This is a genomic window from Hymenobacter defluvii (assembly GCF_017589435.1).
GTDB classification, from domain to species: Bacteria; Bacteroidota; Bacteroidia; order Cytophagales; family Hymenobacteraceae; genus Hymenobacter; species Hymenobacter profundi.
In genome coordinates this window covers 258946-285500 of the sequence record NZ_JAGETX010000001.1, presented here as the reverse complement: position 1 = coordinate 285500, position 26555 = coordinate 258946, and the positions used below count along the sequence as shown (strand labels likewise).

Here is a 26555-nt window from a genome sequence, read left to right as displayed (position 1 = left end):
GCTGATTGACCCAAAAAATCAGCTTATTGAGTTTCGGCTCCAATAAATACGTACGTTCTCAACGCTTGCAATAAACGCTACAACGCTGAAAACTTCTGTTACGCTTTCGTGACTTAGCAGCTATTCTGAGGTTGTATACTTTACACAGCGCCGCTACCTTCGTCGCAACGTACGGTAAACACCTCGTCAACACGGTTGCCTATAAACGGCGCCCCCTCGGCTGTTGGTAGCAACCGAGGGGTCAGGAGGTAGGTGCTCGAACACCTAACTTCTATCGCAAATGAAAAAGGGTCGTACGGACTCGGATGAGTTGTACTTTGAGTGCAACTCATCCGAGTTACCAGCATCTTCCTAGTGAAGGTACTGAGAGCAATTGGCGGCGCTAGTGGAGCAGTCTAAAATGTCAACAAATATTGACGTTTGCTATACTGCATTACTCATCTCCCCTACTTCCCCGCATCCGCGCTGTTGCTCACAAACGCCACGCGCTTACTGTCCGGCGACCACGAGGGCGTGTTAATGGTGCCCTGCCCGCCGTAGAGGTAGGCAATGACCTTGGGCTCGCCGCCCGCGATGGGTAGCAGACGCAGGTACACGTGCTTGTAGAACGGATGGTCGTTGGGAGACACTTCATCCTTTAGGAAGGAGACGAACACCAACCACTTGCCATCGGGGGAGACGTGCGGAAACCAGTCGTGGAAGTCGCCGTGGGTGACGGGCTGCTGGTCGGTACCGTCGGCGCGCATCCGCCAGATTTGCATGGTGCCGGTGCGCACCGAGTTGAAGTAGATATAGCGGCCATCGGGGGTATACTCGGCGCCGTCGTCGAGGCCAGCAGCGGTGGTGAGGCGTACTTCTGGCCCGCCGGTGGCCGACACCCGGTAGATGTCGAAGTCCTTGTTCCGCTCGCCGGTGAACAGCAGGTACTGCTTGTCGGGCGACCAGCTGTGCAGGTAGGACGGCCCGCGGGGGGTGATTTGCCGAGGCGTGCCGCCGGTAACGGGCACCGTGTACACAATGGAGCCGCCCAGTTTATCCACGCCACTGCTCAGCCCCAGCATAGTCCCGTCGAAGGAAAGCACGTGGTCGTTGTTGTTGTTCTTGACGTCGCCGGTGGGTAGCACGGTTGGCTTGCGAGCGGCCAAGTCGAAATTGTACATCAGCCCGTCGCTGTTGTAGACCAGGCTTTTACCGTTGGGGCGCCAGTTGGGTGCCTGCAACGATTTGGGCGAGGTATACACGATTTCGCGGTGGCCGTTGGCTACGTCCAGTAGCTCAATGTGGCTGCCCAGGTAGTCCCTATAGGGCGTAAGGCTGGCTGGTGCCGGAATGGCAATGCGCACGTCGCGGAACACGGCTTTCTCAACCACCCCGGCGTTGTGCGACGTCACAAATAAGCCCACATACACGGCATCTCCCAGCGCCACATCCGTTACCTGCTGCACCGTGAACGGCTGCCCGAACCGAGCCACGCGCATGGTGTAGGTAGTGCCGGTGCGCTCCAGTTGAATGACATCGGCCCCCGTGATGGTTGCCTGCGTTTCCGCGGTGGCGTCCCCCACTGTTTTGCGGAATTGTAGGGAAGTCAGCCCGTCGCCGTGCACGGCGGCGCTGATGTGAGGAGCATTGCCAGCGAGACTCTGGCGCACCATCCAGCCCAGCTTGCGGTGCGGCTCTACCCCCTTTGGAGTTTCGAAGTTGGCGCGGGCGTACAGAATAAAGTCGCCAGTGAGCTTCTTGTACACGAACTGAAACTCGTCGTGGTCACCCCAGATATTGGTGCCCGCACCCGTCACCTTATACTGTTGCGTGGCGGGCAGGTAGGTGGCACTGCCCGGTTTCACATTGGTGCCGATATCCTGGTGGTCCGTGAAAATGCCGAGGGTGGTTTGTGCGTGCACTGCCCCCTGAACGAGGACGAACAACAGCAGCAAGGCAGTTTTTTGAAGGAAAGAGCGCATAAAGGTGGGTAGGATGGACGTTAGCCTGATGGCAGACAGAGGTGACAGAGCGGATATAGCTAAAGGTAACAGATTCAATGGCTACTACAGTGACTTTTCGCCGCGCCAGCTCAGGCCTTTTTCAGAGCATCAGGCCGTATGTTTGCCGCATGATTCCTACCCTCGTCCCCGCTACCCCCGCCGACATCCCCGAGCTGGAAACCCTTGTTAACCAGGCCTACCGCGGCGAAGCTTCCCGCCAGGGCTGGACCACCGAGGCCGATTTGCTCGACGGTACCCGCATCGACGCAGTCGAACTACGCCAACTACTGGCAACACCCGGCGCCACTATCCTCACGGCCCGCGACGCAACCGGTACGCTGGTTGCTTGCGCCTACCTGCACGCGCAGCCGCCACGCTTGTACCTGGGCATGCTCTCGGTGCAGCCCACCTTGCAGGCGAAAGGGGTAGGAAAGCAACTATTACAAGCCGCCGAGCAACACGCCCGCCAGCACGGCTGCCACCTATTGAAAATCACCGTCATCAGCGACCGAACAGAACTGCTGGCCTGGTATGAGCGCCACGGCTACCAGCGTACCGGCGCTACAGAACCCTTCCCTACTGCTACCCGCTTTGGGGTACCGCGCAAGCCATTGGTACTGCTAGTGCTGGAGAAGCAGCTTGCGTAGCGTTTTGGCATTCGGGGACACCTCAAAAAGAAACGGCCCTGACGATTCGCCAGGGCCGTTTCTTTTTGTAAGGTGCAAGGAAATACTACCACAAGCTGGTATTGGTGATGCCGGGCGGCAACGGCGGATGCTCGGCAAAGCCCAGCACACACCATCCGGCCTCTACCCCAAATGCACCACCATGTAGCACGTAGCTGATCCAGCGGGTGAGGACACGGCCGGTGTACTGCTCGCTTTCGGGCTCGTACTCGCGCAGTAGCACCGCGTCGCCTACCTGAAAGTTTCGGTCGTTTTGGCGTACGTCGAAGGGCTTGGTGCGGGCCTCCACGGCCGAGAAGCAGGAAGGCCAGATTTTTAGCTCGTGTGTTTGGTGGGTAGCCGGTGCACCTTGAACGGGAAGAATTGCTATGGATGTCATGACGAAGAGTCGGTTTAAATGAGACAAGGGTTCCAATAGGAACCCATTCGGGCTCAAAAAGTAAGTGTAAGAGCCACGTATTCACCTAAATATAACATAGGCTTATCGAAATACGTGCAAACACCGACCCAACTCGCCACCACCCCAGCCCCTACCCTGCCAACGGCCCGCGAAACTGCGGAGCCTTGCGCTGCTGGGCGGCTTGCTCGTAGGCGTAGGCCAGCGGCAACAGCGCCGCTTCCTGCCAGGCCCCGGCCACAAACGACAGGCCCACCGGCAACCCGTGCGCCTGCCCCATCGGCACCGTGATGTGGGGGTAGCCAGCCATAGCAGCGGGCGACGAAAAGCCGGGGCCAGGCCAGTAGTCGCCATTCACGAGGTCGATGCAGGGCGCGGGAGCGTTGGTGATGCCCACAATGGCGTCGAGTTTGTGGGTTTGCAGGGCCGCATCGAGGGCGCGGCGGGCACCCTCGTGCGACTTGCGCAGGGCCTCTTGGTACTTTGCGCTGGCGAGGCCGTCGGTTTTTTCGGCCTGTTCCAGAATTTCCTGCCGGAAAAACGGCATGGCCTTATCGGCGTGTTGGGTGTTGAAGGCAATAACGTCGGCCAGCGTTTTCACCGAGGCATTGGCCGTGGCCAAGTACTTATTCACGCCGTCTTTGAACTCGTAAAGCAACACGTCGAACTCAGCGCCACCGAGCGGTTCAACCTCTTTCAGCAGGTCGATTTCCACCACTGTGGCACCTTGCGCTTTCAGCAACTCCACTGCTTGCTGGAAGAGCGGCACGGCGTCGTTGTTGCCGGTGAGGTGGGCTTTTTCTACACCCAATCGTTTGCCTTGCAGGCCATTTACATCGAGAAACTGGGTGTAGTCGGCGTGTAGCTTGCCGGCGCTGGCTTGGGTAGCGTTGTCCTGGGCATCGGGGCCGGCGAGGGCGCCGAGCAGCACGGCGGCGTCGCGTACGGTGCGGGCCATGGGGCCGGCCGTATCCTGGGTAGCGGAAATAGGGATGATGCCCGTGCGGCTCCACAGACCTACCGTGGGCTTAATGCCCACTACCCCACTGCACGACGACGGCGACACGATAGAGCCATCCGTCTCCGTTCCAATAGCAATGGCGCACAAATTGGCCGACACGGCCGCGCCCGACCCCGACGACGAGCCGCTGGGCGTGCGGTCCAGCATGTTGGGGTTTTTGGTCTGACCACCGCGGCTGCTCCAGCCGCTGGTGCTGCGTGAGGAGCGGAAGTTGGCCCACTCGCTCAGGTTGGTTTTGCCCAGCAGCACCGCGCCGGCCTCCCGCAACTTCTTCACAATGAATGCATCCTGTGCGGCTTTATGCCCGCTCAGCGCCAGCGAGCCGGCGGTGGTTTGCATCTGGTCGCCGGTGTCAATGTTATCCTTGATGAGTATTGGCACGCCGTGTAGCGGCCCGCGCACCTTGCCTGCTTTGCGCTCCTGGTCCAGCTGGTCGGCAATGCGCAGGGCGTCGGGGTTCAGCTCGATGACGCTGCGCAGGGTAGGGCCGCTTTGGTCGATGGCCTTGATGCGCTGTTGGTACAGCTCTACGAGGCTGCGGGCGGTGCGCTGACCGTTTTGCAGCTGCTGTTGCAAGTCGCTCAGGGTTGCCTCGTGCAGCTCAAACGCGTCAGGGGCGGTATCAGGTGGCGTGGTAGATGTCTGCGTAGCCGGCGCTTTAGAGTCGCAGGCAGGTAGGGAGAAGGTGGAAAGGGCCAGCCCGGTCAGGCCGCCGTTGCGCAGAAATACTCGTCGGTTCATCGGCTGAATTTTCTGCGTAAGATACGGGGCGAACCGGGCTTTCCTACGCTGGCAACGACGTCGTTTTGGGCCGGTTGCGCTGGCATTTCTCGCCGCAATACTTCACTTCGTCCCAGCTGTTGCGCCATTTCTTGCGGTATTCGAAGGGGCGCCCGCACGTCAGGCAAATTTTGGTGGGCAGGTTGCCCTTGGTGAGCTTGGCGGGGAGGTTGCTGGCGGCAGGCATGGCGGGGTAGGGAAATCGACAGGGTAGGAAAACCTTCTCTCAAACGGCGTGGGCAGGCGAAAGGTGCGCACGCTATAACCCTACTTGGTGGCGCCGCCGTAGTGCCTTGGTACACTGTTCACCTTACCACTACTTTCCATGTCTGCTTTTGCTACCTTCCGGCGCCCCGCGCTGCACGTGTTTCCGTTGGCGCTGTTGGGCTTGCTAGCTACCAGCTGCAACGATGATTCCGACTCGGAGCCCGATGCGCCCGACACTATCACCTTCACGCAATCGGCGCTCTACCCCGAGGGCGTGCAGTACGACGCCGCCAACAACCGCTTTCTGGTTGGCTCCCAAACCCGCGGCACGATAGGTCAGGTGAAGGATGACGGCACCTACAGCGTTTTTGCCGAGGATGCCCAATTGGTTTCCACCATTGGTATGCGCGTAGACGATGCCCGCAACCGCGTATTAGTAGCCGTGTCTGACCCTGGCTACAACACGGCCCGCACCACCGACGCTACCCGACGCAAGCTGGCCGCCGTGGCCATTTTCAACCGCGACAACGGCCAGCGCATTGCCTACGTGAACTTGGGCGCCCTGCGTCCCAACGCCCCCGGTCACTTCGCCAACGACATTGCCGTAGACGGCCAGGGCAACGCCTACGTGACGGACAGCTTTGCTCCCATTATCTATAAAATCGATGCGCAGGGCACGCCTACTGTGTTTCTCGAAAACACCCAGTTGGGCGCGCCTGCCGGCTCGTTCGGCCTTAACGGTATTGTGTATCACCCGGATGGTTATTTGCTGGTAGCAAAATCGGATGAAGGCGCGCTGTTTAAAGTGCCGCTGAATAATCCGGCGTCCTTCACGAAAGTGACAACCAGCGTGAACCTAAAGGGTGCTGATGGCTTGCTACTCTACGACAACACCACTTTGCAGGCTGTAGCCAATGCGCAAAGCACCGTGTATCGCCTCACCTCCTCCGATAATTGGACTTCCACTACCTCTACTGGCACCTTCACCACGCCGGCCGTGTACCCTACTACCCTCGCCCGCCGCGGCTCCGACACCTACGTGCTCTACTCCCACCTGAACGCGCTGCAGGCAAACCAACAGCCGCCTGTATCCGAATTCACGATTCAGGAAGTGGATTTTTAAAACCTACCCTTGGTCTTACAATACAGCTTCGGCTTTACCTTCGGCGGTCTGCTAGTAAAAGAGATTTACTGGCAGACCGCCGAAAGTAACAACCAACTTAGACTGTGGTAGTTGCTGGCCGCCGCAGCCACAATACCACCAGTAGCAAAAGCAGCAATACAATGGCCGGCACGCCGCCCGCCAGACCGCCGGGAATTTTAGTGGCGTGCAGAACAACGGCGCCGATCATGATGATAATCAACCCCAACGCGGCGGGTCGGACAAAGCGCGGTACCAGCAGGCCAATGCCCCCCAGTACTTCGGCAGCGGCAACAACATACGCCAACGCGCCCGGTAATCCCAGGCCACCAAACATGCCAACCGTACCAGGCAGGTCCATAAACTTTCTGGCGCCGGAGGCAATGAAAGCCAGGGCTAACAAGGCTTGCAGAACCCAGGCAATGATGTTGCGAGCAGATGCAGACATGATGGAAAATGGTTGTGGAGTTAAAAATGGGACCGAACGTAGCAATGCACTCTTGCTGCTATAATAGTAAGCATTGTTCGACTCAAAGACTACTACCCATCAGTAGGAAAAGCTATTCTATTGTTGGACTTGATTGGTAGGTCCAATTCACTGAGCATAGACTACTTATATACCGGTTTATCCTGCTGCTCGCTGAGCTTTTTGCTGAGAGGTGCGGGCACGCCGGCGCTGTTCAGCATACCGCTGACAATACCCTGGCGCCATAAGGTGAATACCGATACGCGAAGGTCGCGGGCGGAGGTCATGCGGCCTACCTGGAGCCTACCCTTGCGCGGGTTATCATCGCGCAGAAATAGGCCGTTGACAAGGGTTGTTTTCAAGCGAGAGCCGAGCGTTTTGTGGTCGGCACCACCTTTTTGGCTGAGCATGGTCAGCTTGAGGTCGGAGTAGCTGGCCCACATGGGGCCTGTCACCCGCTGGCGGTTGGCCTGCATGCGGAAGCGGATATGCTTCACTTGTCCGCTGCGAAACAATAGCTGCTTGGTAGGCACCGTCATCGGGTTCAGCATAGAAAGCTGTCCTTCGCTGAAAGTGCCCGTAATGGTATGCTGCCCGTTGGGGTCGAGTAGATTGGCCGTGAGCGTGGCTTGCAGCTGGCAGCGGTTTTGCAGCCACGCCGTGGCGTGTACTACTGCCGGATGCGCCGCCGACATCCGGTGCGGGTCGTTGGAGAAGTTTTCGATGGTGCCCGACACGCGGTTGATTGTCAGCTGACCCGGCTTGGCGTTCTGCGGTGCCCGGTAGATGGTATAGAGCGTCCCGTTCTGCACGTTGATGCGCCGTACGTCCAGCGTGAACCCCAGGTGGCGTAGGGCTTCGGGTGTGGCTACGGAGTGCTCAGGATTTAGGGCAAAACGACCATCGCTGCGGGTTTGGATGCGCGGTTGCCGGATGGTTAGCGTTTGCATAATCAGGCAGTGCTGATGCGTGAGGGCCGCATACTGAATAGCCGTGGCCCGCACCTGCGGAATGAGCACCGTTACGTGGGGCGCTTGGTGGTGCTTGCGCCGCGAAAGCTCCACTACCGATACCAGTGGCCGCAGCCGTATATTGTTGACTTCCAGCACTCCACCATGCGTAGCTAAGTGTGCACTTTGGCAGGCCAGTTGGTAGAACGGTGGGTCGAGCCGGGCCATTACCACGCCGGTGCGCACGTCCCACTGCTGGGCATACAGCACCCGCTGCTGGTCCTGCGCCCCCACCGAATCGACCCGCAGGTGGCTACCCTGCACCGCAATGTGTTGCGACCGGGGCTGCTCCTCCACCCCACGAATGCGCGCCGAGGCATTGGCCAGCAACAGATGCTCTAGCTGCACCCGATCCAGCCACGGCGCCAGCAGTTGGTGGATGGGTGGCGGCGACACCCGCGGAGCCGTCATATCCAGGTCGCAGGCCAACAGCAGCAGCGTATCGGCCCGAAACTGGTGGCGCATTAGGGCAGCCGTGTGCAAACCCGTGAGTGAAACCCGCGGCAGGTGCAGCGAAACGCGGGCATTGCGGCTGCGCACCTCGCTCAGCGGCTGCTGCGGCCGCACCATCACCGAATCGACCACCAGCGTACCCGGCCGAGACGCAAACCGCACGCTACGCAGTGCCAAGCGGTGCTGCACAGCCGAGGCAACCAAGTGCCGTACGTGTGCGGTTACGGCTGCTGCGTAGCCTACCCGCTGCGAGTCGGCGGCTCCTGCGGCACTCAGCAGGATGTCGCGCGCCGAGAGGTCTGCCTGCTTCCAGGCTACACCCGTTTGCGGCGCAGGCTGGTAGGCGGTCTGTACGTGGCGAAGCGACAAGTAACCCAGTCGTATCCCTTCCAGGTGCAGGGGTAGGCGCTGGTAGAGGGGCTGCGACTTCTTGGCTGCGGGCAACCTTCCCAGCAAGCGAATATGCAGGGAATCAAGCACCAAGCTGTCGATAGGCACCGTGCCCCGTTGCACCAACTGCCATAGGCCTACCCCCGTCAGGCGGGCGTGGCCTAGGGTAAGCTGCACGGGTGGCAGCGCGGCTCTATCGTTGGTAGCAGGGCCTACCGTACGCAGCTGCACCCCGCGCACATACACGCTTTGGTGCCACAAGCTGGTTTGCAGTTGTGTAATGTGTAGCTGGTAGCGACCGTGTGTACCTTCAGCTACCTGCTTTTCCAAGTACTGTCGCAGCCAGGGGTCAAGAGCCAATAATGCTGCACCTACCAGCGCTACCAGGCCTAACACCACCCAGTACCACCACCGCCAGGTAGGCGGCGCAGGGGGAGTAACAACCTGAGCGGGAGAAGCTGACGACACGGAATAATAAAAAAGAAAGAATGCCTTTGTAACGTACAACTGAATCGTAACGGTTATCGCGCTCTTTGTTTTTTAGCTGCTTCTGCCGCGCTTACGTACTGTCAGAACAATTGCCTGGTTGCGCTGCTGGCCCTATCTTGCTGGTCGCATCCTACCCTTTTCGCCTTCTATTCATTCGTGCATGCTTGCTATTACTTCGCTGCTCAGCCCCAAATACGCGGCACATATCAACAAGATTATCAAAAGCTTAGAAGAAAAGTTTGGTCTTGATGATGTGCAGGCTACCCCCGACCCCCATATCACTTACCAGCTTGCCGGGGTACGCCAGTTGTCGGTCCTGAAAGAGGTGTTGCAGGAGGTAGCCCATACTACGCATTCATTTCCGGCCTTCACCACCGGCCTGGGCGTATTTCCAGGACCAAACCCGGTGATTTACATTCCGGTGCTCCGCTCCGATGAGTTGAATGCCTTGCACCAGCGCATTCTGCGGGCCACGGCGCCGCTGTGCCTCCACACCGATAAGTACAGTGCCCCCGACTGCTGGCTGCCGCACATTTCCCTAGCCCTGCACGACACCACCCCCGAGTTGCTGGGGCCTGTGCTGCAATACCTCAACGAGCAAACCTTCAACCTGAAAATCAGCATAAATAACCTAGCCATTCTGCGGCAGGAGGGCGAGCTATTTGTGCGCGAAAACGTATTCAAGTTTGCAGGGCATAAGCTCGATGAAGCTGCGCCTGTGCTGGAGGTTCCCGTGCCGAGCCTGTAAATTTCTGGGGTAGGGCGCGGCATTTCGCGCCCCGCGCCCGACCTTTGCACCCCAACCACTCCTACTACCTGATGACATTCTACTCCATCGTACTGCTACTGCACAACTGGACGCGCTGGCTCGTCCTCATCTTTGGCCTTATTGCCATCTTCCGCGCATTTAGTGGCTGGCAGGGCCGCAAGCCCTACGTTGGCGCCGACAATGGTATGGCTGCCGCCTTTGTGGGCTCCATGCACTTGCAATTGCTGCTGGGCATTCTGCTGTATTTCTTCTTGAGCCCCGTTGGCTTATCGATGATGAAGGCGATGGGCGGTGCGGCTATGAAAGACCCGCAAGCCCGCTTTTGGGGGGTAGAGCACATCACGGCTATGATTCTGGCCTGGGCCGCCGCGCAAATCGGCCGCAGCAAGTCCAAGAAAATCAGCGACGCCGTGCTCAAGCACAAAACTGCGTTCATCTGGTTCACTATCTCGCTGGTGCTGGTACTGATTATGATTCCGTGGGGCATCTGGAACCCTGCTCGTCCTCTGATTCGCCCCTAATCACGGATTTTTTCGGATTAATCGGATTTCGTGGACGATTGTCGTTCAAACAAGAAAGGCTTGCCAATTGGCAAGCCTTTCTTGTTTAGGCTAGTTCAGGTAACCAATACAATTCATCAACCACTCAAGCATAAGTAAGCGTATCGTACTGGCGAAGGCGCCTTTCCGGCCCCTACCCACGCTGTATGTGGTCATATAAGCTAGACTACTTGCACCAGGCCACGCCTACCCGAAACCCAACGGGTAAGTAGTAGCCACTGGTGCCGTAGTCGCTCATGCCCCTGCTGTAATGGCTGCCGGGTAGGGTGGCGCGTGCGTGGGCTTTGCGCAGGCCGAAACCCATGTACACGTCCAGGAATATTGGTAAGTCGGGTAAGAAAAGCTGGCCGCCCAGCACAGCTGTGGCGCCGTACCGGTTTATGGTTTCCTTCTGATTGCGGGCGCGGTATTCATAGTAGGTTAAGCCATTGTCAGCTACCTCCGGCTGCCAACTCGACGCCCGAAACTCCAGCTCGAAGTGTTGGTAGTGAGGGCCATACCCAACATAAAACCCTTCTTGTGGCGTCGTCCGCTCGCTTAGGTAGATGCGGTGCTGCACGGCTAGGCCATAGCCCCGCACCACGTTGCGGCCATCGGTCACGTCGGAGGTGATGTTTTGCACCTTGCCGTGGTAGAACTGGGGCGTTAGCACCAGTGCGTGCCGATACGTCGGCCCCCATAGCTTTTCTACGCTGACGTGGTAGCCGCTTGCCATCAGGGGCACCAGATCAACCTTCACACTATACGTCCTGACCGGCGGCACCGGAATCTGAGCCTCCACGGCTGTCAGGCCACCGCACACCACGCCCCACCCCATAAGCCAGCGCGTGAACATACCGGGGCGCATCAGTTACTCGGCGTGATGGAAAGTTTGCTGAGCGGCGTGAGCGTGCCGTTGCGGTAGCGGTATTGGTAGAGTCCGCCGGGCCCGATAGCCAATAGCTGCCCCCGGTTCGGAATAACATCCGACACGTTTACATCGAACGTTTGCAAGGCCTGGAGTTCCGGCGTGTTTTGGGTGTCGAAGATTTTTAGTTGGTCTTTGTCGCATACAAACAGCAGCATGCTGTCTACCCCCAGCCCCAGGGGGTGCTGCATGGGATAGGTGCGAGCCAAGCGCGGTTGACTGAGGTTGGTGAGGTCGATGACCTGTAGCTGGTTGGGGCCACCGCCACAAGAGCGACCATCGCGCAGGGTTACGTAGGCAAACCGCTCGTCTACCACCACCGGGTCGCAGCTCATCACGTGCTCGTAGAAAGCCACTTGTTTGGGCTGCGCGGGCGCAGAAGCATCAAAAATATACATGCCCTGCTGGGTGCCCAGAAACAGGTAGGGCGCACGCGGATAAATCGTTTCAATACCCATGCTCAGGGGCACTACCTGCCCACGTGCCGGGGCAGCGGGCGTGGCCAAATCGAACAAGCGTAAGCTCTGGTTATCAACTACGTACAGCGTATTGCCAAGCACCGTGAAGCGAGCCAGAGAACCGCCTTTCCCGTCGCTGGCAGCTAGATCGGCGCTGGCGGGGCTCATATCGTTGTTGGCACTGCACGCGCCAAGGCCTAAGGCCAGCAACGCAACAAAGGAGCGGAGCAAAGGAGTAGAAAATACACGCATAGGTCGAAGAAATAGTAGCAATTATAGTTTCTGCCATCCAATCACCACAGCATCAGCAGGACGATTTTGGAGCTGATATTCGGCGGGAACGTCCCCGGTTTCGGGCATGGGCAGCTCCGGCACAGCATCTTTCACACGGTTGACCAACCGGGCTGCTTGCATGTTGGACATGTCGAACGTGAGCAAGTCGGGGCCGCTGTCAGCATAGAGCATGTTGCCCTTCATGGCCACATCCACGTTGCCCGGAATCCGCAGGAACGCCACCAACTGCGGGTTGGCTGGGTCCTGGTTATTGATAATGTGCACGCCCTCGTACCGTTCGTTGATGAGAATGTATGGGTCGCGGAGGTAGATTTTGCCGGTGTTGTGCATGTTTTGCGGCGGCAGCACAGCCACGGCCTGCTCCAGCTGAATGCGAGGCATCAGCAGTGGCTTATACTTGGGCAGTGGAACTTGGTCAACCGGTTGCACCAGCGGGCAAGCAGTCAGGCTCAGCAACAGGGCGCTACCAAGCAGGTAAGTGTAGAGTTTGTGCATAGCGGGAATATAGTAGAGTAACTATTTTCTAGAGCTCCAAACAAGCTAAGCAGGTTGCATGCAGTTATAAATAAATTATATCCAATCAGTTAGACCGTGTATACAATAATCAAAAAAGGCGCCGCTGGGCAAGCCCAGCAACGCCTTTCGCTATTTAATCAGCCTGAATCGTTCGGCTAATTAATCGTCCACAAAATCCGATTAATCCGCAGAAATCCGTGATTCTAGATACCCTGCCCGCCGGTTACCTCAATGCGCTGGGCATCAATCCAGGCAGCTTCGTCGGTGCAGAGGAAGGCAACGACTGGCCCGATATCGGTGGGTAGGCCTACCCTACCCATAGCCGTGAGGCTGGCAATGTGCGCGTTTACCTCCTTGTTGTCGCGGGTGCGGCCGCCGCCGAAGTCGGTTTCAATGGCGCCGGGCGCCACCACGTTGGCGCGGATACGGCGACTGGCGAGTTCCTTTGCCTGATACTTGGTGAGCGTTTCCGTGGCCGCCTTCATGCTGGCGTAGGTGGCAGAGTTGGGGTAGATAATGCGCGTCAGACCCGAGGAAATGTTGATGATGCCGCCACCATCGTTCATCAGCGCCAACGCCTTCTGCGTGAGGAAGAACGGGCCTTTGAAGTGAATATTCAGCATGTCATCAAACTGTTCTTCCGTCACCTCCGGGTAGGGCTGGTAGAGGCCCGTGCCGGCGTTGTTGATCAGAAAATCGAACCGCTCGGTTCCGAAGGTGCTACTCAGCGTAGCTGTTACCTGCTCGAAAAAGCTGTCGAAGCTGCTCACGTTGGAAGCGTCGAGTTGCATGGCGGCGGCTTTGCGGCCCTGGCCTTTGATTTCAGCTACCACGGCTTCGGCTTCTTCGCGTTTGCTGTGGTAGGTCAGGAGTACGTCCAGGCCTTTTTGGGCCAGATTGAGTGCCATGTTTTTGCCGAGGCCGCGGCTACCGCCCGTTACGAGGGCTATTTTGGTGGTGCTCATGGGAAAGTAATGTGTTAGGTGAAGAACCCTACAAATGTCCGGGTAGCTGGGCGCTCCGCTCTGGTGAGTAGTTCAGATTAACTGGTGACCGTTTCCGCATCTTCTACCCGTTGCCTGGCCCACAGCTCCTCGCGGTACTGCCGGGGCGTGCACCCCACAAAGCGCTTGAAAAACTTGGTGAAGTTAGACGGGTCGTAGGTGAGCTGGGCGGCCACGTCGGCCACCGACCGGCCCGCATCGGCCAGCAATTCTTTGGACACTGCCACCAGCTTGCGCTCATAAATGGCACAAGGCGCCTCGCCAGTGGTGTGCTTAAGCGTGTTGCTGAGGTGGGTAGGGTGAATGCACAGTTGCCCGGCAAAATCGCGGATTTCCAGCGCCTCCGTGGCCCTACCCGCCGCCAGATCATCGACGTGGGCGTGCACAAGGCGGGTGAAATCGGCAGTTATTTCGTGCTGGCGGGCCAGGATTTTCTTCGGAATGAGTGTCGGCATAGCAGGCAAGTGGATGAATGGCGTACAACGGAGCAGCTACCACTCACCCAACCTGCAACAGCCGCTTAATGTTGATGCGCCGCACTCGCCCGCTGCGTCACCTCGAACTGCCGTACCTCGCCTTTTTCCCAGGCATCGGCGCCGGGTAGCACGTCGGGCGCGGCAATGTCGGCCCGCTGACGGCGCTTTTCGGCCGTCGAAATTTTCATGCGCCAGTCGCGCTGGCCTACCATAGCCGTATCAATCTGTCCGTCTTGGGTGAAACCCATCATGAGTTGCGGGCCGCCGTAGGGCAGTTCCTTATCGCGGTCGGTGTGCCAGGTATGAATGGTTTTGCCGTAGGTGCTCACCACCTGCTCCATCAGCTCGTGCTCGGCTACATCGGGGATGCCCGGCGCCACCAGTGTGCCCGATTTCACCTCGTATCGGTGGCTATGCCAGAGCTTCTTCTCCTCAACGGGCAGCTTTTCAAACAAGCGCCGCGATATAATGTATTCCACGCCCATGATCTTGGCATCGGCGGTATTCCCATCAAAAATCACCGCTTGGATAACGTCCTCATTCAGCTTGGTGCAGAAGTGATGCGCCTCCATCTGTCCCTGCATATCACCACTATAAAAGTGAAAGCCATTGAGGTAGATGTTCATGTTGCGCAGCGGCTCCTTGCCCTGCAACACGTCGGCGCCAGCTTCCAACACCTCGGTTTTGGTCGATTTTTCGGCGCCGGGCGCCTGCACCGGCGAGCGGGTGTTTTGGTCGCCGCAGGCGGCTAGGAGCAGGCTCGGCAACAGAGCGCAGCTAAGGTAGAGGCGGTTTGCTTTCATGAGATAGGAGGGTGCGTATTTCTCTACCCTACGCGCTACCCGGTGCTACGTTATAGCTGAGCTGTGCCTACAAAGCCTGTATACTTCTCTGTTTGATTTACGTAGGTTTGTCTATGCAAAAGCCCCTGAGCCTCGAAGACTTTTATCAGCAGAAAATACACTGGCTGCCCGACAACCTGAAGCAGGACATCGGCCACTTCAACGTGTTTCGGCTCGATGATTTCGTGGGGCCAAACGCTTGCCACTTGCCTTACAGTCGCAAGGATTTCTATAAGATTACGCTCGTCACGGGCCGCAGCAACTACCACTTTGCCGACAAAACCATCGAAATCAGGGGCAACGCGCTGCTGTTTGCCAACCCCCTGGTGCCCTACGATTGGGAGCCGCTAGACGACCAGCAGTCGGGCTTCTTCTGCATTTTCACCGAGGCTTTTTTGCAACGCTACCTGGTAGCAGGCGCGTTGGAGCTGCCCATGTTCAAGCCCGGTGGGCAGCCGTTATACTCGCTCACCGATGAGCAGCTACCCGCCATCACGCAGTTATTCAAGAAGATGGCAGCGGAGTTGGATTCTGATTACGCCTTCAAATACGACCTGCTGCGCAACTACGTGTTTGAGCTGGTGCACAGTGCGCTCAAGCTTCAGCCCGCCACTACCCTCTATAAGGAGAGCAACGCGGCCACGCGCATTGCTTCGCTGTTCACGGAGCTGCTAGAGCGCCAGTTTCCCATCGAAACGCCGGGCCAGCAGGTGCGCCTGCGCAACGCCCACGCCTTTGCCGGGCAGTTGGCGGTGCACGTCAACCACCTCAACCGCGCCCTGAAGGAAGTAACTGGCAAAACCACTACCCAGCTCATTGCCGACCGCCTCTTGCAAGAAGCTCATGCTCTGCTCCGGCACACTGCCTGGAACGTGGCCGAAATCAGCTATTGCCTGGGCTTCGAGGAACCGGCACACTTCAACAACTTCTTTCGCAAACGGGCTGGCACCACGCCTACCGCTGTGCGCGTTGTTTGATTTTCGCAAGCATTGGTTTGAACCAGGCAAGCGGGTAGCCCCTACCCTGCTCTACTTTTGCAGTGTACCATACACGCAACTATGAGCAACTCTAAAACCTGGTTTGTTACGGGCGCCTCGCAGGGCCTTGGGCTGGCACTGGTGCAACATCTGCTGCAAGCGGGCCACCGCGTAGCGGCTACCTCGCGCCACCCCGACAATCTGATTCAAGTTCTCGGCAACGCTTCGAACACCTTCCTACCCCTGCACATGAACCTCGGCAACGAGGCTAGCGTGCAGCAAGCTATTGAACAAACCATCAACACCTTTGGTGGCCTCGATGTGGTCGTTAATAATGCTGGCTACGGGATTGGAGGCAGCGTGGAAGAACTCACCGACGCCGAAACCCGCCAGTCGTTTGATGTGAATGTGTTCGGGCCGCTGAACGTCATTCGGCACGCGCTGCCGCACATGCGCGCCGCACGCGCCGGACATATCATCAACATTTCGTCTATTGCGGCACTGGCTGGCGCTACGGGCTGGTCTGTGTACTCGGCTACCAAGGCCGCAGTGAGTGCTCTGTCAGAAGGGTTGGCCCAGGATGTAGCCCCGTTTGGGATTCGGGTAACAGCCGTGGAGCCCGGTGGTTTTCGCACCAATTTTCTCACGCCCGAGTCGCTGGTTTTTGCCGCGCAGCCCCTTGTAGAATACCAAACGGTGCGCGACACGCACGCCCGCTACCTGGCCCTGAATGGCGTACAGGCTGGCGACCCGGCCAAAGCGGCGGTAGCCATCGAACAGTTGGCCGCCGAGCCTACCCCGCCCGTGCACCTGCTACTAGGTCAGGATGCCTACCGCCGCGCCACCCAGCAGCTGCAAGGCCGCTTGCAGGAAACCGAAGCCTGGAAATCCCTCACGGTTTCCACTGACTTCGCTCAATAACCGGGGCCAGGTTAAGAAAACGTGATTTTTCGGCTTCCGATACAGTAAACGGCCGCGTGGTGCGTCTTTGTAGGTGTAGCCAACCGGCCCTACCCTTTCTCACCTTCTCACCTACCGCTTGTATGCTTTATCTATTCGGAAGTCTGGCCCTCAGTGACGCATTATCTTATAACGAAACACTTCCAGCACATGACTCCTCAACACAACATCTGGTTTGTGACCGGCGCCTCGAAGGGCCTGGGCCTGACCTTAGTACAACACCTGCTGGCCCGCGGCTATGCGGTGGCAGCTACCTCCCGCAACCTGACCGAACTCCAACAGAACGTGCCGCCTAGCGAAGGGCGATTCCTACCTCTGCACATGGACCTCAGCAACGAGGACAGTGTGCGCGAGGCCATTGAGCAGACCGTTAAGACGTTTGGCCGCCTGGATGTGGTAGTTAATAACGCGGGCTACGGCCAAGTAGGCGCGCTGGAAGAACTCTCAGACGAAGAGGCCCACCGCAATTTCGGTGTAAACGTGTTTGGGCTGCTGCACGTGCTGCGGCACGCCACCCCGCACCTCCGCCAGCAGGGCTCAGGCCGCGTATTCAATATCTCCTCCGTCGGCGGCTTTGCAGGCAATTTTCCTGGCTGGGGCATCTATTGCGCCACCAAGTTTGCTGTAGCGGGCCTCACCGAGTCGTATGCGGCCGAGATGCAGGAGTTTGGGGTGCAGGCCAGCGTGGTATACCCCGGCTATTTTCGCACCGATTTTCTGACCTCTGGCTCGTTGGGCACGCCCCGGCAGCCGCTGGCCGCCTACCAAGCAGTGCGCGACTCCCAGCAGCAGCACGAGCAGGACATCAACGGCAACCAGCCCGGCGACCCGGAGAAAGCCGCCGCCGTACTGCGCGCGCTGAGCGAAGCCCCACAGCAGCCCGTACACGTTTTTCTGGGGGAAGACGCCTACCAGTTGGCCGACCAAAAAATAGCCATAGTGCAACAGCAAATGCAGCAGTGGCAGCACTTGGCCGCGGCCACCAATCTTTCCGTTGAGGCTTAAAAGGTGTTAGGTTAGTAGGTTGTTTTCAGCCAGAAGGCCCGCGGTTATCCGCGGGCCTTTTTTTGTGGCAGACAACCAATATATCCTAAATCAGTTATTCTGACTACATCTGCCCGGTTTTTGCGGATTTTCCCTTTCACCTGCATCGTCTCCAACTCTTTTTTTTCTTTTGCGCACAGCTACATTTCTTCTCCTGTCCTTTTTTGTTTCCATAAGTGCTTTTTGCCAAAGCACTTATCGCCGTGTAGTAGCCAAACCCGGCGACGGGGTGCACACGCTGCTCTACCGCCACGGCCTCACGCCGAGCCAACACGGCCGGCAGTTTCGGGAGCTGAACAAAAAGAATCTGACGAGCCGCAACGGCCTGATCGTGGGCCGCACCTACCTTCTACCCCGCAAGACGGCTACCCCCGCTAAGGCAGCCAGCAGGGCCCGGACTGTCACCGCCCCGGCGCCTACTACCAGGCGCGCTACTATTTCGCCACGCACCCTGTTTGGCCCCAAATACGGTCCGGCGCCCGTGCGCGACCACCTCCTGCGCGGGGCGGTGTACTACCTCTCGCCCGGCCACGGCGGCCCCGACCCTGGCGCCATCGGCACGTACGGCACAAACAAACTAGCGGAGGACGAATACGCCTACGACATCACCCTGCGCCTGGCCCGCGTGCTGATGGCTCACGACGCTACCGTGTACATGATGGTGCAGGACCCCAACGACGGCATCCGCGACGAAAGCGTGCTGAAAATGGATAACGACGAGGTGACCTACCCCAATCAAGTGATTCCGCTGAATCAGTTGGCTCGCCTGCGCCAGCGTATTACGCAGGTAAACAAGCTCCACGCCCGCCACAAGGGTGCCTACCAACGCCTGCTGTGCCTGCACGTGGATAGCCGCAGCGCCGGCCAGAACATCGACGTATTTTTCTACCACCACGCCAACAGCAAGGCAGGCCTGAGCCTCGCCAAGAACATTCATAAAGTGTTCACGGCCCGCTACAAACGTGCCCAACCCAATCGGGCCACCTACTCCGGCAATGTGTCTACCCGCAGCACGCTATACGAAGTACGCACCAGCCATGCTCCGGCCGTTTTCATGGAGCTAGGCAACATCCGCAACGCCAAAGACCAGCGCCGCTTCCTGGTCGACGACAACCGACAGGCGCTGGCTAATTGGATTTGTGATGGGTTGATAGCTGATTACCGCGGGCGTAAGTAGGGTAGCCGCGAATCTTTAGGGGTTCATCAACAGGAAGAGCAGATTGTGATAGAGGATGCCTTGCTCGCCATCGTGGATGCCATCTAGCCCTGCATCCTCTAGCAGGGCTTCTACCTCTTCATACTCCTGCAAAAAGTCGATTTCTATTTCCTCCGAATCGGTTGGCTGCGTGTGTACCAGGTAGCGGCGCTTCGGCTCCAACGTGATGAAGAGCTTTCGGTACCGAGTTTGGGCAATGAGCAGCGCATCGTATGTATCTACCGTGTCCTCGTCTACGTGAATGAAGACGGTAGTCTTTTCACTTTCGGGAGTGTGGTGCAGGAAACTGGCAAGGTCGATGGGCATAGTGCAAGAAGTAGCCGTATGGTACTGCTTCGAAGGTAAGTGTTTCCAGCTGTTTTGTGCTTACTGCAGAATGGAGCATTACACCTCACTACAAACTGTTAGTTGCTTTAGGCCTTTTAATTTCAAAAAGAAACCCCAACTCAGGCCGGGGTTTCTTTTTAAAGGAGTAGCGGTATCAGATATTAAGCTTTACCAGTTTCATACCTAGCTGATTTTTCTTTTTGTAGTAATCGGCTATCATCACGTAGCCAGGCTTGGCCGGATACAGGTAGGAGTAGTTAGCCGCACTGGCCATATTGATCTTATCTTCCAAATACTGCCCATTGTCGCCGAAAGCAATGTTGCCGATAACGCGCTTGGTATCTTCTCCTTTCTCCTTGTCAAAGTTGATGTATACCACGTTGAACTGTGTATTCGCGTCGTTGCGCTGCATAAACTGGTAGTCAAAATCGCCCTGCGACTTGATGACGTGTCCCAACAAACCGGCGCTCATCAGACCAGAACCTGGAGGAAGAATAGCATTGAATGGGTCTTTCTGATAAAACTTAACCTTTGAAAGCTTTGCTTCCGGGTCGAGTTCGAAAACCAACATATTGCCGATTTTTCCTTTCGAAACGCTAGCCTTACCACCCATAGCCCGCAGTGCAATACCCATTCCGTCGCCCACAATCTTGAACTGCTCGGCCACGATGTACATCTTGCCGTTGGCCCCCTTCACAATGGATTGGGTGTAGTTCACGTAATTATCTTCCAGGCTGGCCTTTGCTTCGGCGGGCATAAGGGCCATTACCTCTTTTTGCCAACCGTAGTTTTTAGTACTCACTGCTTTGCCCGCTTCGGAGAAGCGTTTGATAAAAAAGCCCTGACTTTTATTTACAAAAGGCTTATCATCAAGCTTATAATATTCACCAACGGCTACAAACTCACGCTTCTCCGCGTCGAAGGTAAACGAGCTAAGCGAAAGCTGTTCGGTTTTGCTTGTTTCTACCGGCACATCCAGCACTTTCTTTCCGGTAGCTGCATTAATGGCTATCATGGAGGAGCTTACTTGCTTCGATAACATGCCATCTCTCCGCATCATAATGCCCAGAATGTATTTATCAGTTGCTTCCGTGAGGCTGACCATCTCGTAGAGTTTCGACTTTTCATCGGAGGCCAAGCGCCATTTTGCCTTGGCATTATCGTCGTACATCACAAGGGCGTAGCCTTTCGCCATACCAGTGTAGCTGTTGCGCACAAACCCATGACCAGGCACCGGAAACAGATCCATTTTACCCGATACGCTGCTGGTTTCTCCGCCCTGCTTCATCTGGTTTTGAATGATCATCTTGTCGACTTTCGACAAGTCCTCGATTACCTTGCTTCCTAGCTTTTTCAGGCTGGTATCGTAAGTTTCAATTTCCACCGTTTCGTCCTTCAGATTGCAGAAGTAGAAGGCGAAGGCTGTACCGTTGAAGCTATTTTTTAGCAGCGTAAATCGGTTGGCAGGCTTTTGAATTGTGATGTTAGATACTTTGCCTAAGTCCTGATCATAGAAGTCGAGTACATAATTATCGGTTTTTCGGTCGGCTTTATCACCCCGACCAAACATCAGATACCCTTTCACTTCATTGCCAGCATAAATTGGTGACAGCGCCGAGCGGGTCATGTTCTCGATGCCATCAAGCGTTTTGGTTTGCGCAAAAGTGGCTGCCGTTGCCAGCGCAAAGCAGGCAGTCAGAGCCGCCCGTTTAATACATAACATAAAACAAAGGGTAAGAAGTGAGGAATAAGCTGTTGTGAAAAAAGTGGAAGAGTAAAGGTTATCAGCGATGCGCGGCTGCTGTCTTCGGTGGCTGCGCCGAAAACAGCAGCTTATCGAATTTGCCTCCTGCGTATTGCTTTTGGTACTGCACTTTGAGAGCTGCCGCCGCTGTCGTTTCAGTAGTCAGCGCACGAGCCGCATAGCGAGCGGCCAGGTCGTATTCGTCGGCGGGAACAGTTGCATCCAAACTGGTCTTCTCTGCGAAGCAGGCACTTATGCCTCTAAAATCTTCTAGCCGGAGGTCATACAAGCTCAGCAGCAGCTTATTGAAGCTGGCAGGATTCTGCTCTGATCTATTGGATACCACTTCGGTATAGGTATGATGCTGCAAATGCTGTCGCAAAGCATATAAGCTTAGCACCACTACCGAGCGTAAGTAAGTGTTCTGCGGCTGCTGAGGTAGGAGTTGCAATGCTTCGAACAGGGCGTGGTCGTAGCAGTCGTAGTCAAACCAGCTCTGCACAACCTCCAGCCGACTAATTTGGCGAATACGTGCAAATACTGGCGAGCTAAGAGGCTGCGGCCCTTCAGCTACCCGGCCTTGCGCCAGTATTGACATGAAATGCATCCGCTTTGCACAATCGGGGTGCGACTTAAGAGTATCCGTTGTTTGCAAGACTGTTTTCTCCGATGCCTTTACCGTAAAGATGGACTGTGGCTTCGTGGGAGCGGCCTCAAACAATTTGGGGAAAGCAGTGCAGCCAAAGTAGGCTGACAGCGCTAATGGCGCCGTTGTTTCGGGCTCGTCAATGGTATCCAAAAGCTGCAATGCCCGGTAGGCTTGCGTGGCATCGTAGCCAGTATGGGTTAGCAGCACGTACCCGAGCGAATCTGCCTGCTTCTCGTGGCGACGACTGTGATAGTTGTTGTTAAGAGAAAAGCCTAATGCCAGTGCTTTGATTTTAGAGCTAATGTTATACTCTGAGTTGATAATGCGACGAAACTCTCGCTTCACCTCTTGGCTGTGTAGGGTAGTAAGCTGCTCCTGCATGCTACTCTCCATATGCCGACACGCTACGTGAGCTAACTCATGACATAAAATGAAGGCTAGTTGATCTTCGTTCTCCAGTCGAGGTAGCAGGCCAACGTTCAGCATCACGGTACCATTGCCTACGGCATGGGCGTTGGGCTCGGGGTTTCGGGTGAGTATTAGCTTTGCGGAAATAGGCAACTGCGAGTTAGCCTGCACGATGCGGTTAAATACCTGCTGCACGTACGGCTCCAGCTCCGAATCAAGTAAAGCCGAATAGCGAATGGAATTGAATACGTCCTCGGCTGCTTCTTGTACTACCTTTTGATAATGTTCGCGGTATCCCTTCGGGCCGCTTTTTGGCACTGTAAGATGTGCTTTTACCGCACTACGGTGTAGCACTGCTAGTTTGTAAGCCCGGGCTGTATCGTTGGAATAGTAAGGTAAATAAGGTTTCTCTTGTGCAACAGCCGAATAAACATGGGCTGTATATAGCAACAGTAAACACAACAGTCTCAGCATGAAAATGCTATATCGATATTCTAGCTTATGTTATTTATAAGATGATGTATAGGCTAAATCCATGCCATTTATATTAATAAAGTTATATTATCAGAGATATTTACCTTTGAGAATACATTCTGAAGTTGTATGCTAGTCGAACTCATCAGAAGTTGAATAGCATGCGTATCTCTTCATCCACCTACAGAAACGCCCGCAGCTGAGGACTCAGCTGCGGGCGTTTCTGTAGGTGCGGTAACTAGACTTATTGCCCTAGCACCATCGCAAATATCAACGGCGCTACAATCGTTGCGTCCGATTCGATGATGAACTTGGGCGTGTCCTGGCCCAGCTTGCCCCAGGTGATTTTCTCGTTCGGCACGGCGCCAGAGTAGGAACCATAGGAAGTCGTGGAGTCCGAAATCTGGCAGAAGTAGCCCCACAGCGGTACTCCGTGGCGGCCCAAATCCTGGTGCAGCATGGGTACCACGCAGATGGGGAAGTCGCCGGCAATGCCGCCGCCAATCTGGAAGAACCCTACCGTGCTGTCGTCTTTGGCTTGCTCCGTGTACCAATCGGCCAGGTAAATCATGTACTGAATACCCGTCTTCATGGTGTGCACGTTCTTGATATCGCCTGAAATAACGTGGCCGGCGTAGATGTTGCCCAGGGTAGAGTCTTCCCAACCGGGGCAGATGATGGGCAGGTTTTTCTCGGCTGCTGCCAGCATCCAGGAGTCTTTGGGGTCGATCTGGTAGTACTGCTCCAGCTCACCCGACTTCAGGATTTGGTAGAAGAACTCGTGCGGGAAGTACGCCTCACTAGCTTGGTCGGCCTTTTCCCAGAACTTCAACACCGTATTCTCGATACGGCGCATGGCTTCTTCCTCGGGGATGCAGGTATCGGTCACGCGGTTCATGTGGCGCTTCAGTAGCTCGTGCTCATCGGCGGGCGTCAGGTCGCGGTAGTTGGGCACCCGCTCGTAGAAGTCGTGTGCCACCAGGTTGAAAATATCTTCTTCCAGGTTGGCGCCGGTGCAGCTGATGATCTGCACTTTATCCTGCCGAATCAGCTCGGCCAACTGAATACCCATTTCGGCGGTGCTCATAGCGCCGGCCAGCGTAATCATCATTTTACCGCCCTCGGCAATGTGCTTGTTGTAGCCTTCGGCCGCATCAATGAGCGCGGCGGCGTTGAAGTGGCGGTAGTGGTGCTTTAGGAAGTTGGTTACGTTCATTTTTTTAAGCTGTTAGCTATTAGCTGATGGCTATTAGCCTTTGAAATATTTTTGAAAAGCAAACCGACAGTATGTACTGTACGAAAGCTAACAGCCAACAGCTATTAGCTACTAGCTTAATCAACTAGGCTCCTCGATAATGAGGTTGTGGTTGGTGTAGATGCAGATGTCGGCGGCGATGTGTAGGGCTTCCTCTACCATCTGGCGGGCCGTGAGGTGGGGCGCGTGCTTCTTGAGGGCCAGCGCGGCGGCCTGGGCAAACATAGAACCGGAGCCGATAGCGGCCACGTCGTTGTCGGGTTCCAGTACGTCGCCGGAGCCGGCGATGATGAGCAGCTCGTCCTTGTCTACCACAATCATCATGGCTTCCAACTTGCGTAGGTACTGGTCTTTGCGCCAGTCTTTAGCCAGCTCAATGGCGGCGCGCTTCAGGTTGCCGCCGTAGCCTTCCAGCTTCTCCTCAAACTTATCGAGCAGGGAAAAGGCATCGGCCGTAGAGCCAGCAAATCCCGTCACGATTTTGCCGCCTTGCAGCTTGCGGATTTTGCGCACGTTGTTCTTGGCTACGTGCTTGTCCATGGTGGCCTGGCCGTCGGCACCAATGGCAATCTGGCCATTGTGGCGCACGCCCAGGACGGTGGTTGATCTTATCTTGGTCATTTAGGAACTAGTTAAAACGCTGTCATCCTGAGCGGAGCGAAGGACCTTCTCACGATAGAACGACCTGTCTTTAGATAATTACTATCTGACAATTCGTTTTATCGTGAGAAGATCCTTCGCTCCGCTCAGGATGACAGTAGGGTGGTTACACTTAGATCAGCATCCGCAGGGGATCTTCCAGCAGGCTCTTCACCGTTTGAAGGAAGGCTGCGCCGGCTGCGCCGTCTACCACGCGGTGGTCACAGCTCAGCGTCACTTTCATCACGTTGCCGATAACCAGCTCGCCATCCTTCACCACGGCGGTTTGCTTGATGCCGCCCACAGCCAGGATGCAAGCATCCGGCGGGTTGATGATGGCCGTAAACTCGTCGATACCGAACATACCCAGGTTGGAGATGGTGAAGGTGCTACCCTCCCACTCGGCGGGTTGCAGCTTCTTGCTCTTGGCTTTGCCGGCCAGTTCCTTCACCTCAGTAGCAATCTGCGACATGCCTTTGCCGTCGGCGTTGCGCACTACGGGCACCAGCAGGCCTTCGTCCACGGCCACGGCCACTCCGATGTTCACTACCTTATTCTGGCGGATTTTGTCGCCTAACCACGAGGAGTTGATAACCGGGTGTTGCTTGAGCGCTACGGCGCAAGCCTTAATCACCATGTCGTTGAAGGACAGCTTCACCGGCGACAGCTCGTTGAGCTTCACGCGGGTTTCCATCGCCTTGTCCATCAGGATTTCCATCGTCAGATAGAAATGCGGAGCCGTGAACAGGCTCTCCGACAGGCGACGGGCAATCACCTTACGCATCTGCGACACGGGCGTGTCGGTGTAGGTGCCTTCGGCAGCAGCGGGGGCTGGTGCGGGAGCCGGTGCAGCTTTGGGAGTCTCGGCAGCGGGAGCAGCGGCTGGGGCAGCCTGGGGTGCAGCAGCAGGTTGAGCAGCTGGAGCAGCAGCGGGTTGTGCGGCGGCACTGGGCTGGAAGTTTTCTACATCGCGCTGGATGATGCGGCCGTTGTCGCCGCTACCCTTCACTTGGCTCAGGTCGATGCCTTTGTCTTTGGCAATGTTCTTAGCCAGCGGCGAGGCAAAGATGCGGCCACCGTTGGCGTTAGCCGTTTGCGCTACCTCGGGGGTAGGCGCCGCGTTAGCACCGGCCGGACCTTCGGATTTTACATCCGAAGCGGGCTGCACCGATTCAGCTTCTCCACCCGATTTGCCACTGATAAGAGCCTCCACATCAGCACCTTCTTCGCCGATAACGGCCAATACACCGTCCACCGGAATGGCTTCGCCTTCCTTCGGGCCAATGTACAGCAGCGTGCCATCTTCGTAGTTATCCAGCTCCATGGTCGCCTTGTCGGTTTCCACTTCGGCCAGCACATCACCCGATTTCACCTTGTCGCCTACCTTCTTCAGCCAGGCGGCAATGGTGCCCTCGGTCATGGTGTCGCTCATCTTCGGCATCCGAATTACGGTTGCCTTTTTGCCGTTGCCGGCGGGGGCCGACGGAGCAGCGGGCTTGGCGGCTTCGGGAGCCGGCGCTGGTTTAGGTTCTTCTTTCGGAGCTTCGGCAGCAGGAGCCGGGGCAGCCTCAGCAGCCGGAGCGCTTCCGCCGGATTCGCCGTTCAGCAGACCCGAAATATCTTCGCCTTCTTTGCCGATAATGGCCAGCACGCCGTCAACGGGCACGCTTTCGCCTTCTTTCGGACCTATATAGAGGAGGGTACCGTCGTCGTAGTTTTCCAGCTCCATCGTGGCCTTATCGGTTTCGACTTCGGCCAGGACGTCGCCGGACTTCACTGTATCGCCTACCTTCTTGAGCCACGCGGCAATGACGCCTTCCGTCATGGTGTCGCTCATTTTAGGCATTTTGATGATTTCAGCCATCTGCTTTTTGTGCTTGGGTTGGAACGCCAAATTTAGCCCGAATTTCCGGGCAGGCAAGTAATAGATTGTGTTGCGGGGCGCAATCTAAGGATTACGCCTACACCGTAGAACGTCATTCCGAGCTGGTCGAGGAATGACGTTCTACGGTTA

The 26555-nt window shown here is 56.6% G+C and carries 26 protein-coding genes; 8 read left to right on the top strand and 18 right to left on the bottom strand.

The window, feature by feature from the left end; all coding sequences use genetic code 11:
- Positions 1-446 precede the first annotated feature (446 nt).
- Complete coding sequence (locus tag J4D97_RS01155; RefSeq protein WP_208306014.1) at positions 447-1961, bottom strand: TolB family protein; 1515 nt, start codon at positions 1959-1961, stop codon at positions 447-449.
- 149 nt (positions 1962-2110) lie between these two features.
- Between J4D97_RS01155 and J4D97_RS01150 the strand changes: the two genes are divergently transcribed.
- Complete coding sequence (locus J4D97_RS01150; RefSeq protein WP_208306013.1) at positions 2111-2629, top strand: GNAT family N-acetyltransferase; 519 nt, start codon at positions 2111-2113, stop codon at positions 2627-2629.
- An 85-nt stretch (positions 2630-2714) separates the two neighbouring features.
- Here the strand turns inward: J4D97_RS01150 and J4D97_RS01145 are convergent, their stop codons facing one another.
- The 3 genes from J4D97_RS01145 to J4D97_RS01135 form a co-directional block, all read right to left on the bottom strand.
- Entirely contained in the window at positions 2715-3047 is a 333-nt protein-coding gene (locus tag J4D97_RS01145) for an ASCH/PUA domain-containing protein (RefSeq protein ID WP_208306012.1), read from the bottom strand.
- Positions 3048-3198: 151 nt separating this feature from the next.
- The gene (locus J4D97_RS01140) at positions 3199-4827 is read right to left on the bottom strand and encodes an amidase (RefSeq protein WP_208306011.1); all 1629 of its coding nucleotides are present in this window, start codon (positions 4825-4827) and stop codon (positions 3199-3201) included.
- Between the two features lie 43 nt (positions 4828-4870).
- Positions 4871-5053, bottom strand: a complete 183-nt coding sequence (locus J4D97_RS01135) for a DUF2256 domain-containing protein (protein ID WP_185283181.1) — start codon at positions 5051-5053, stop codon at positions 4871-4873.
- A 138-nt stretch (positions 5054-5191) separates the two neighbouring features.
- On the opposite strand from J4D97_RS01135, the gene J4D97_RS01130 reads away from it, so the two are divergent.
- Entirely contained in the window at positions 5192-6196 is a 1005-nt protein-coding gene (locus J4D97_RS01130; RefSeq protein WP_208306010.1) for a hypothetical protein, read from the top strand.
- 97 nt (positions 6197-6293) lie between these two features.
- Here the strand turns inward: J4D97_RS01130 and J4D97_RS01125 are convergent, their stop codons facing one another.
- Both J4D97_RS01125 and J4D97_RS01120 read right to left on the bottom strand, forming a co-directional pair.
- Positions 6294-6662, bottom strand: a complete 369-nt coding sequence (locus tag J4D97_RS01125) for a DoxX family protein (RefSeq protein ID WP_185283179.1) — start codon at positions 6660-6662, stop codon at positions 6294-6296.
- Between the two features lie 161 nt (positions 6663-6823).
- Positions 6824-9001: a hypothetical protein gene (locus J4D97_RS01120; RefSeq protein WP_208306009.1), complete on the bottom strand. Its 2178-nt coding sequence runs from the start codon at positions 8999-9001 to the stop codon at positions 6824-6826.
- Positions 9002-9182: 181 nt separating this feature from the next.
- Here J4D97_RS01120 and J4D97_RS01115 point away from each other — a divergent pair, with 181 nt between their 5' ends.
- Positions 9183-9770 carry a 2'-5' RNA ligase family protein gene (locus tag J4D97_RS01115; protein ID WP_208306008.1) on the top strand — a complete coding sequence of 196 codons (588 nt, stop codon included), beginning with the start codon at positions 9183-9185 and terminating at the stop codon, positions 9768-9770.
- 71 nt (positions 9771-9841) lie between these two features.
- Complete coding sequence (locus tag J4D97_RS01110; protein WP_185283176.1) at positions 9842-10312, top strand: hypothetical protein; 471 nt, start codon at positions 9842-9844, stop codon at positions 10310-10312.
- 205 nt (positions 10313-10517) lie between these two features.
- Here the strand turns inward: J4D97_RS01110 and J4D97_RS01105 are convergent, their stop codons facing one another.
- From J4D97_RS01105 to J4D97_RS01080, 6 genes are all read right to left on the bottom strand, one after another.
- Complete coding sequence (locus tag J4D97_RS01105) at positions 10518-11186, bottom strand: hypothetical protein (RefSeq protein WP_208306007.1); 669 nt, start codon at positions 11184-11186, stop codon at positions 10518-10520.
- An 11-nt stretch (positions 11187-11197) separates the two neighbouring features.
- The gene (locus J4D97_RS01100) at positions 11198-11968 is read right to left on the bottom strand and encodes a hypothetical protein (protein ID WP_208306006.1); all 771 of its coding nucleotides are present in this window, start codon (positions 11966-11968) and stop codon (positions 11198-11200) included.
- A gap of 21 nt (positions 11969-11989) precedes the next feature.
- Positions 11990-12505 carry a hypothetical protein gene (locus J4D97_RS01095; RefSeq protein ID WP_208306005.1) on the bottom strand — a complete coding sequence of 172 codons (516 nt, stop codon included), beginning with the start codon at positions 12503-12505 and terminating at the stop codon, positions 11990-11992.
- A 224-nt stretch (positions 12506-12729) separates the two neighbouring features.
- The gene (locus tag J4D97_RS01090; protein WP_208306004.1) at positions 12730-13491 is read right to left on the bottom strand and encodes an SDR family oxidoreductase; all 762 of its coding nucleotides are present in this window, start codon (positions 13489-13491) and stop codon (positions 12730-12732) included.
- A 77-nt stretch (positions 13492-13568) separates the two neighbouring features.
- Complete coding sequence (locus tag J4D97_RS01085) at positions 13569-13985, bottom strand: helix-turn-helix domain-containing protein (RefSeq protein ID WP_208306003.1); 417 nt, start codon at positions 13983-13985, stop codon at positions 13569-13571.
- 65 nt (positions 13986-14050) lie between these two features.
- Complete coding sequence (locus J4D97_RS01080) at positions 14051-14809, bottom strand: OBAP family protein (RefSeq protein WP_208306002.1); 759 nt, start codon at positions 14807-14809, stop codon at positions 14051-14053.
- Positions 14810-14922: 113 nt separating this feature from the next.
- On the opposite strand from J4D97_RS01080, the gene J4D97_RS01075 reads away from it, so the two are divergent.
- The 4 genes from J4D97_RS01075 to J4D97_RS01060 all read left to right on the top strand — a co-directional run bounded on the left by J4D97_RS01075 (position 14923) and on the right by J4D97_RS01060 (position 19006).
- On the top strand, positions 14923-15825 hold the full coding sequence (locus tag J4D97_RS01075; protein ID WP_208306001.1) for a helix-turn-helix domain-containing protein: 903 nt from the start codon (positions 14923-14925) through the stop codon (positions 15823-15825).
- An 81-nt stretch (positions 15826-15906) separates the two neighbouring features.
- Entirely contained in the window at positions 15907-16746 is an 840-nt protein-coding gene (locus J4D97_RS01070) for an SDR family NAD(P)-dependent oxidoreductase (RefSeq protein WP_208306000.1), read from the top strand.
- Between the two features lie 189 nt (positions 16747-16935).
- Positions 16936-17790 (top strand): SDR family oxidoreductase, encoded by an 855-nt coding sequence (locus J4D97_RS01065; RefSeq protein WP_208305999.1) that lies wholly within the window; start codon positions 16936-16938, stop codon positions 17788-17790.
- A 169-nt stretch (positions 17791-17959) separates the two neighbouring features.
- Positions 17960-19006 carry an N-acetylmuramoyl-L-alanine amidase family protein gene (locus J4D97_RS01060; RefSeq protein WP_243900082.1) on the top strand — a complete coding sequence of 349 codons (1047 nt, stop codon included), beginning with the start codon at positions 17960-17962 and terminating at the stop codon, positions 19004-19006.
- Positions 19007-19021: 15 nt separating this feature from the next.
- Here J4D97_RS01060 and J4D97_RS01055 read toward each other — a convergent pair whose 3' ends face one another.
- From J4D97_RS01055 to J4D97_RS01030, 6 genes are all read right to left on the bottom strand, one after another.
- A complete protein-coding gene (locus tag J4D97_RS01055; RefSeq protein WP_208305998.1) occupies positions 19022-19351 on the bottom strand; it encodes a hypothetical protein in 330 nt (109 codons plus the stop codon).
- 175 nt (positions 19352-19526) lie between these two features.
- Positions 19527-21095: a DUF6770 family protein gene (locus tag J4D97_RS01050; protein WP_208305997.1), complete on the bottom strand. Its 1569-nt coding sequence runs from the start codon at positions 21093-21095 to the stop codon at positions 19527-19529.
- 61 nt (positions 21096-21156) lie between these two features.
- Positions 21157-22491: a M48 family metallopeptidase gene (locus tag J4D97_RS01045; protein ID WP_208305996.1), complete on the bottom strand. Its 1335-nt coding sequence runs from the start codon at positions 22489-22491 to the stop codon at positions 21157-21159.
- Between the two features lie 400 nt (positions 22492-22891).
- On the bottom strand, positions 22892-23863 hold the full coding sequence (locus tag J4D97_RS01040) for a deoxyhypusine synthase family protein (protein WP_208305995.1): 972 nt from the start codon (positions 23861-23863) through the stop codon (positions 22892-22894).
- Positions 23864-23983: 120 nt separating this feature from the next.
- On the bottom strand, positions 23984-24523 hold the full coding sequence (gene hslV / locus J4D97_RS01035) for an ATP-dependent protease subunit HslV (RefSeq protein ID WP_185283159.1): 540 nt from the start codon (positions 24521-24523) through the stop codon (positions 23984-23986).
- A 151-nt stretch (positions 24524-24674) separates the two neighbouring features.
- Positions 24675-26405 (bottom strand): pyruvate dehydrogenase complex dihydrolipoamide acetyltransferase, encoded by a 1731-nt coding sequence (locus tag J4D97_RS01030; protein WP_208305994.1) that lies wholly within the window; start codon positions 26403-26405, stop codon positions 24675-24677.
- Between the last annotated feature and the right edge of the window lie 150 nt (positions 26406-26555).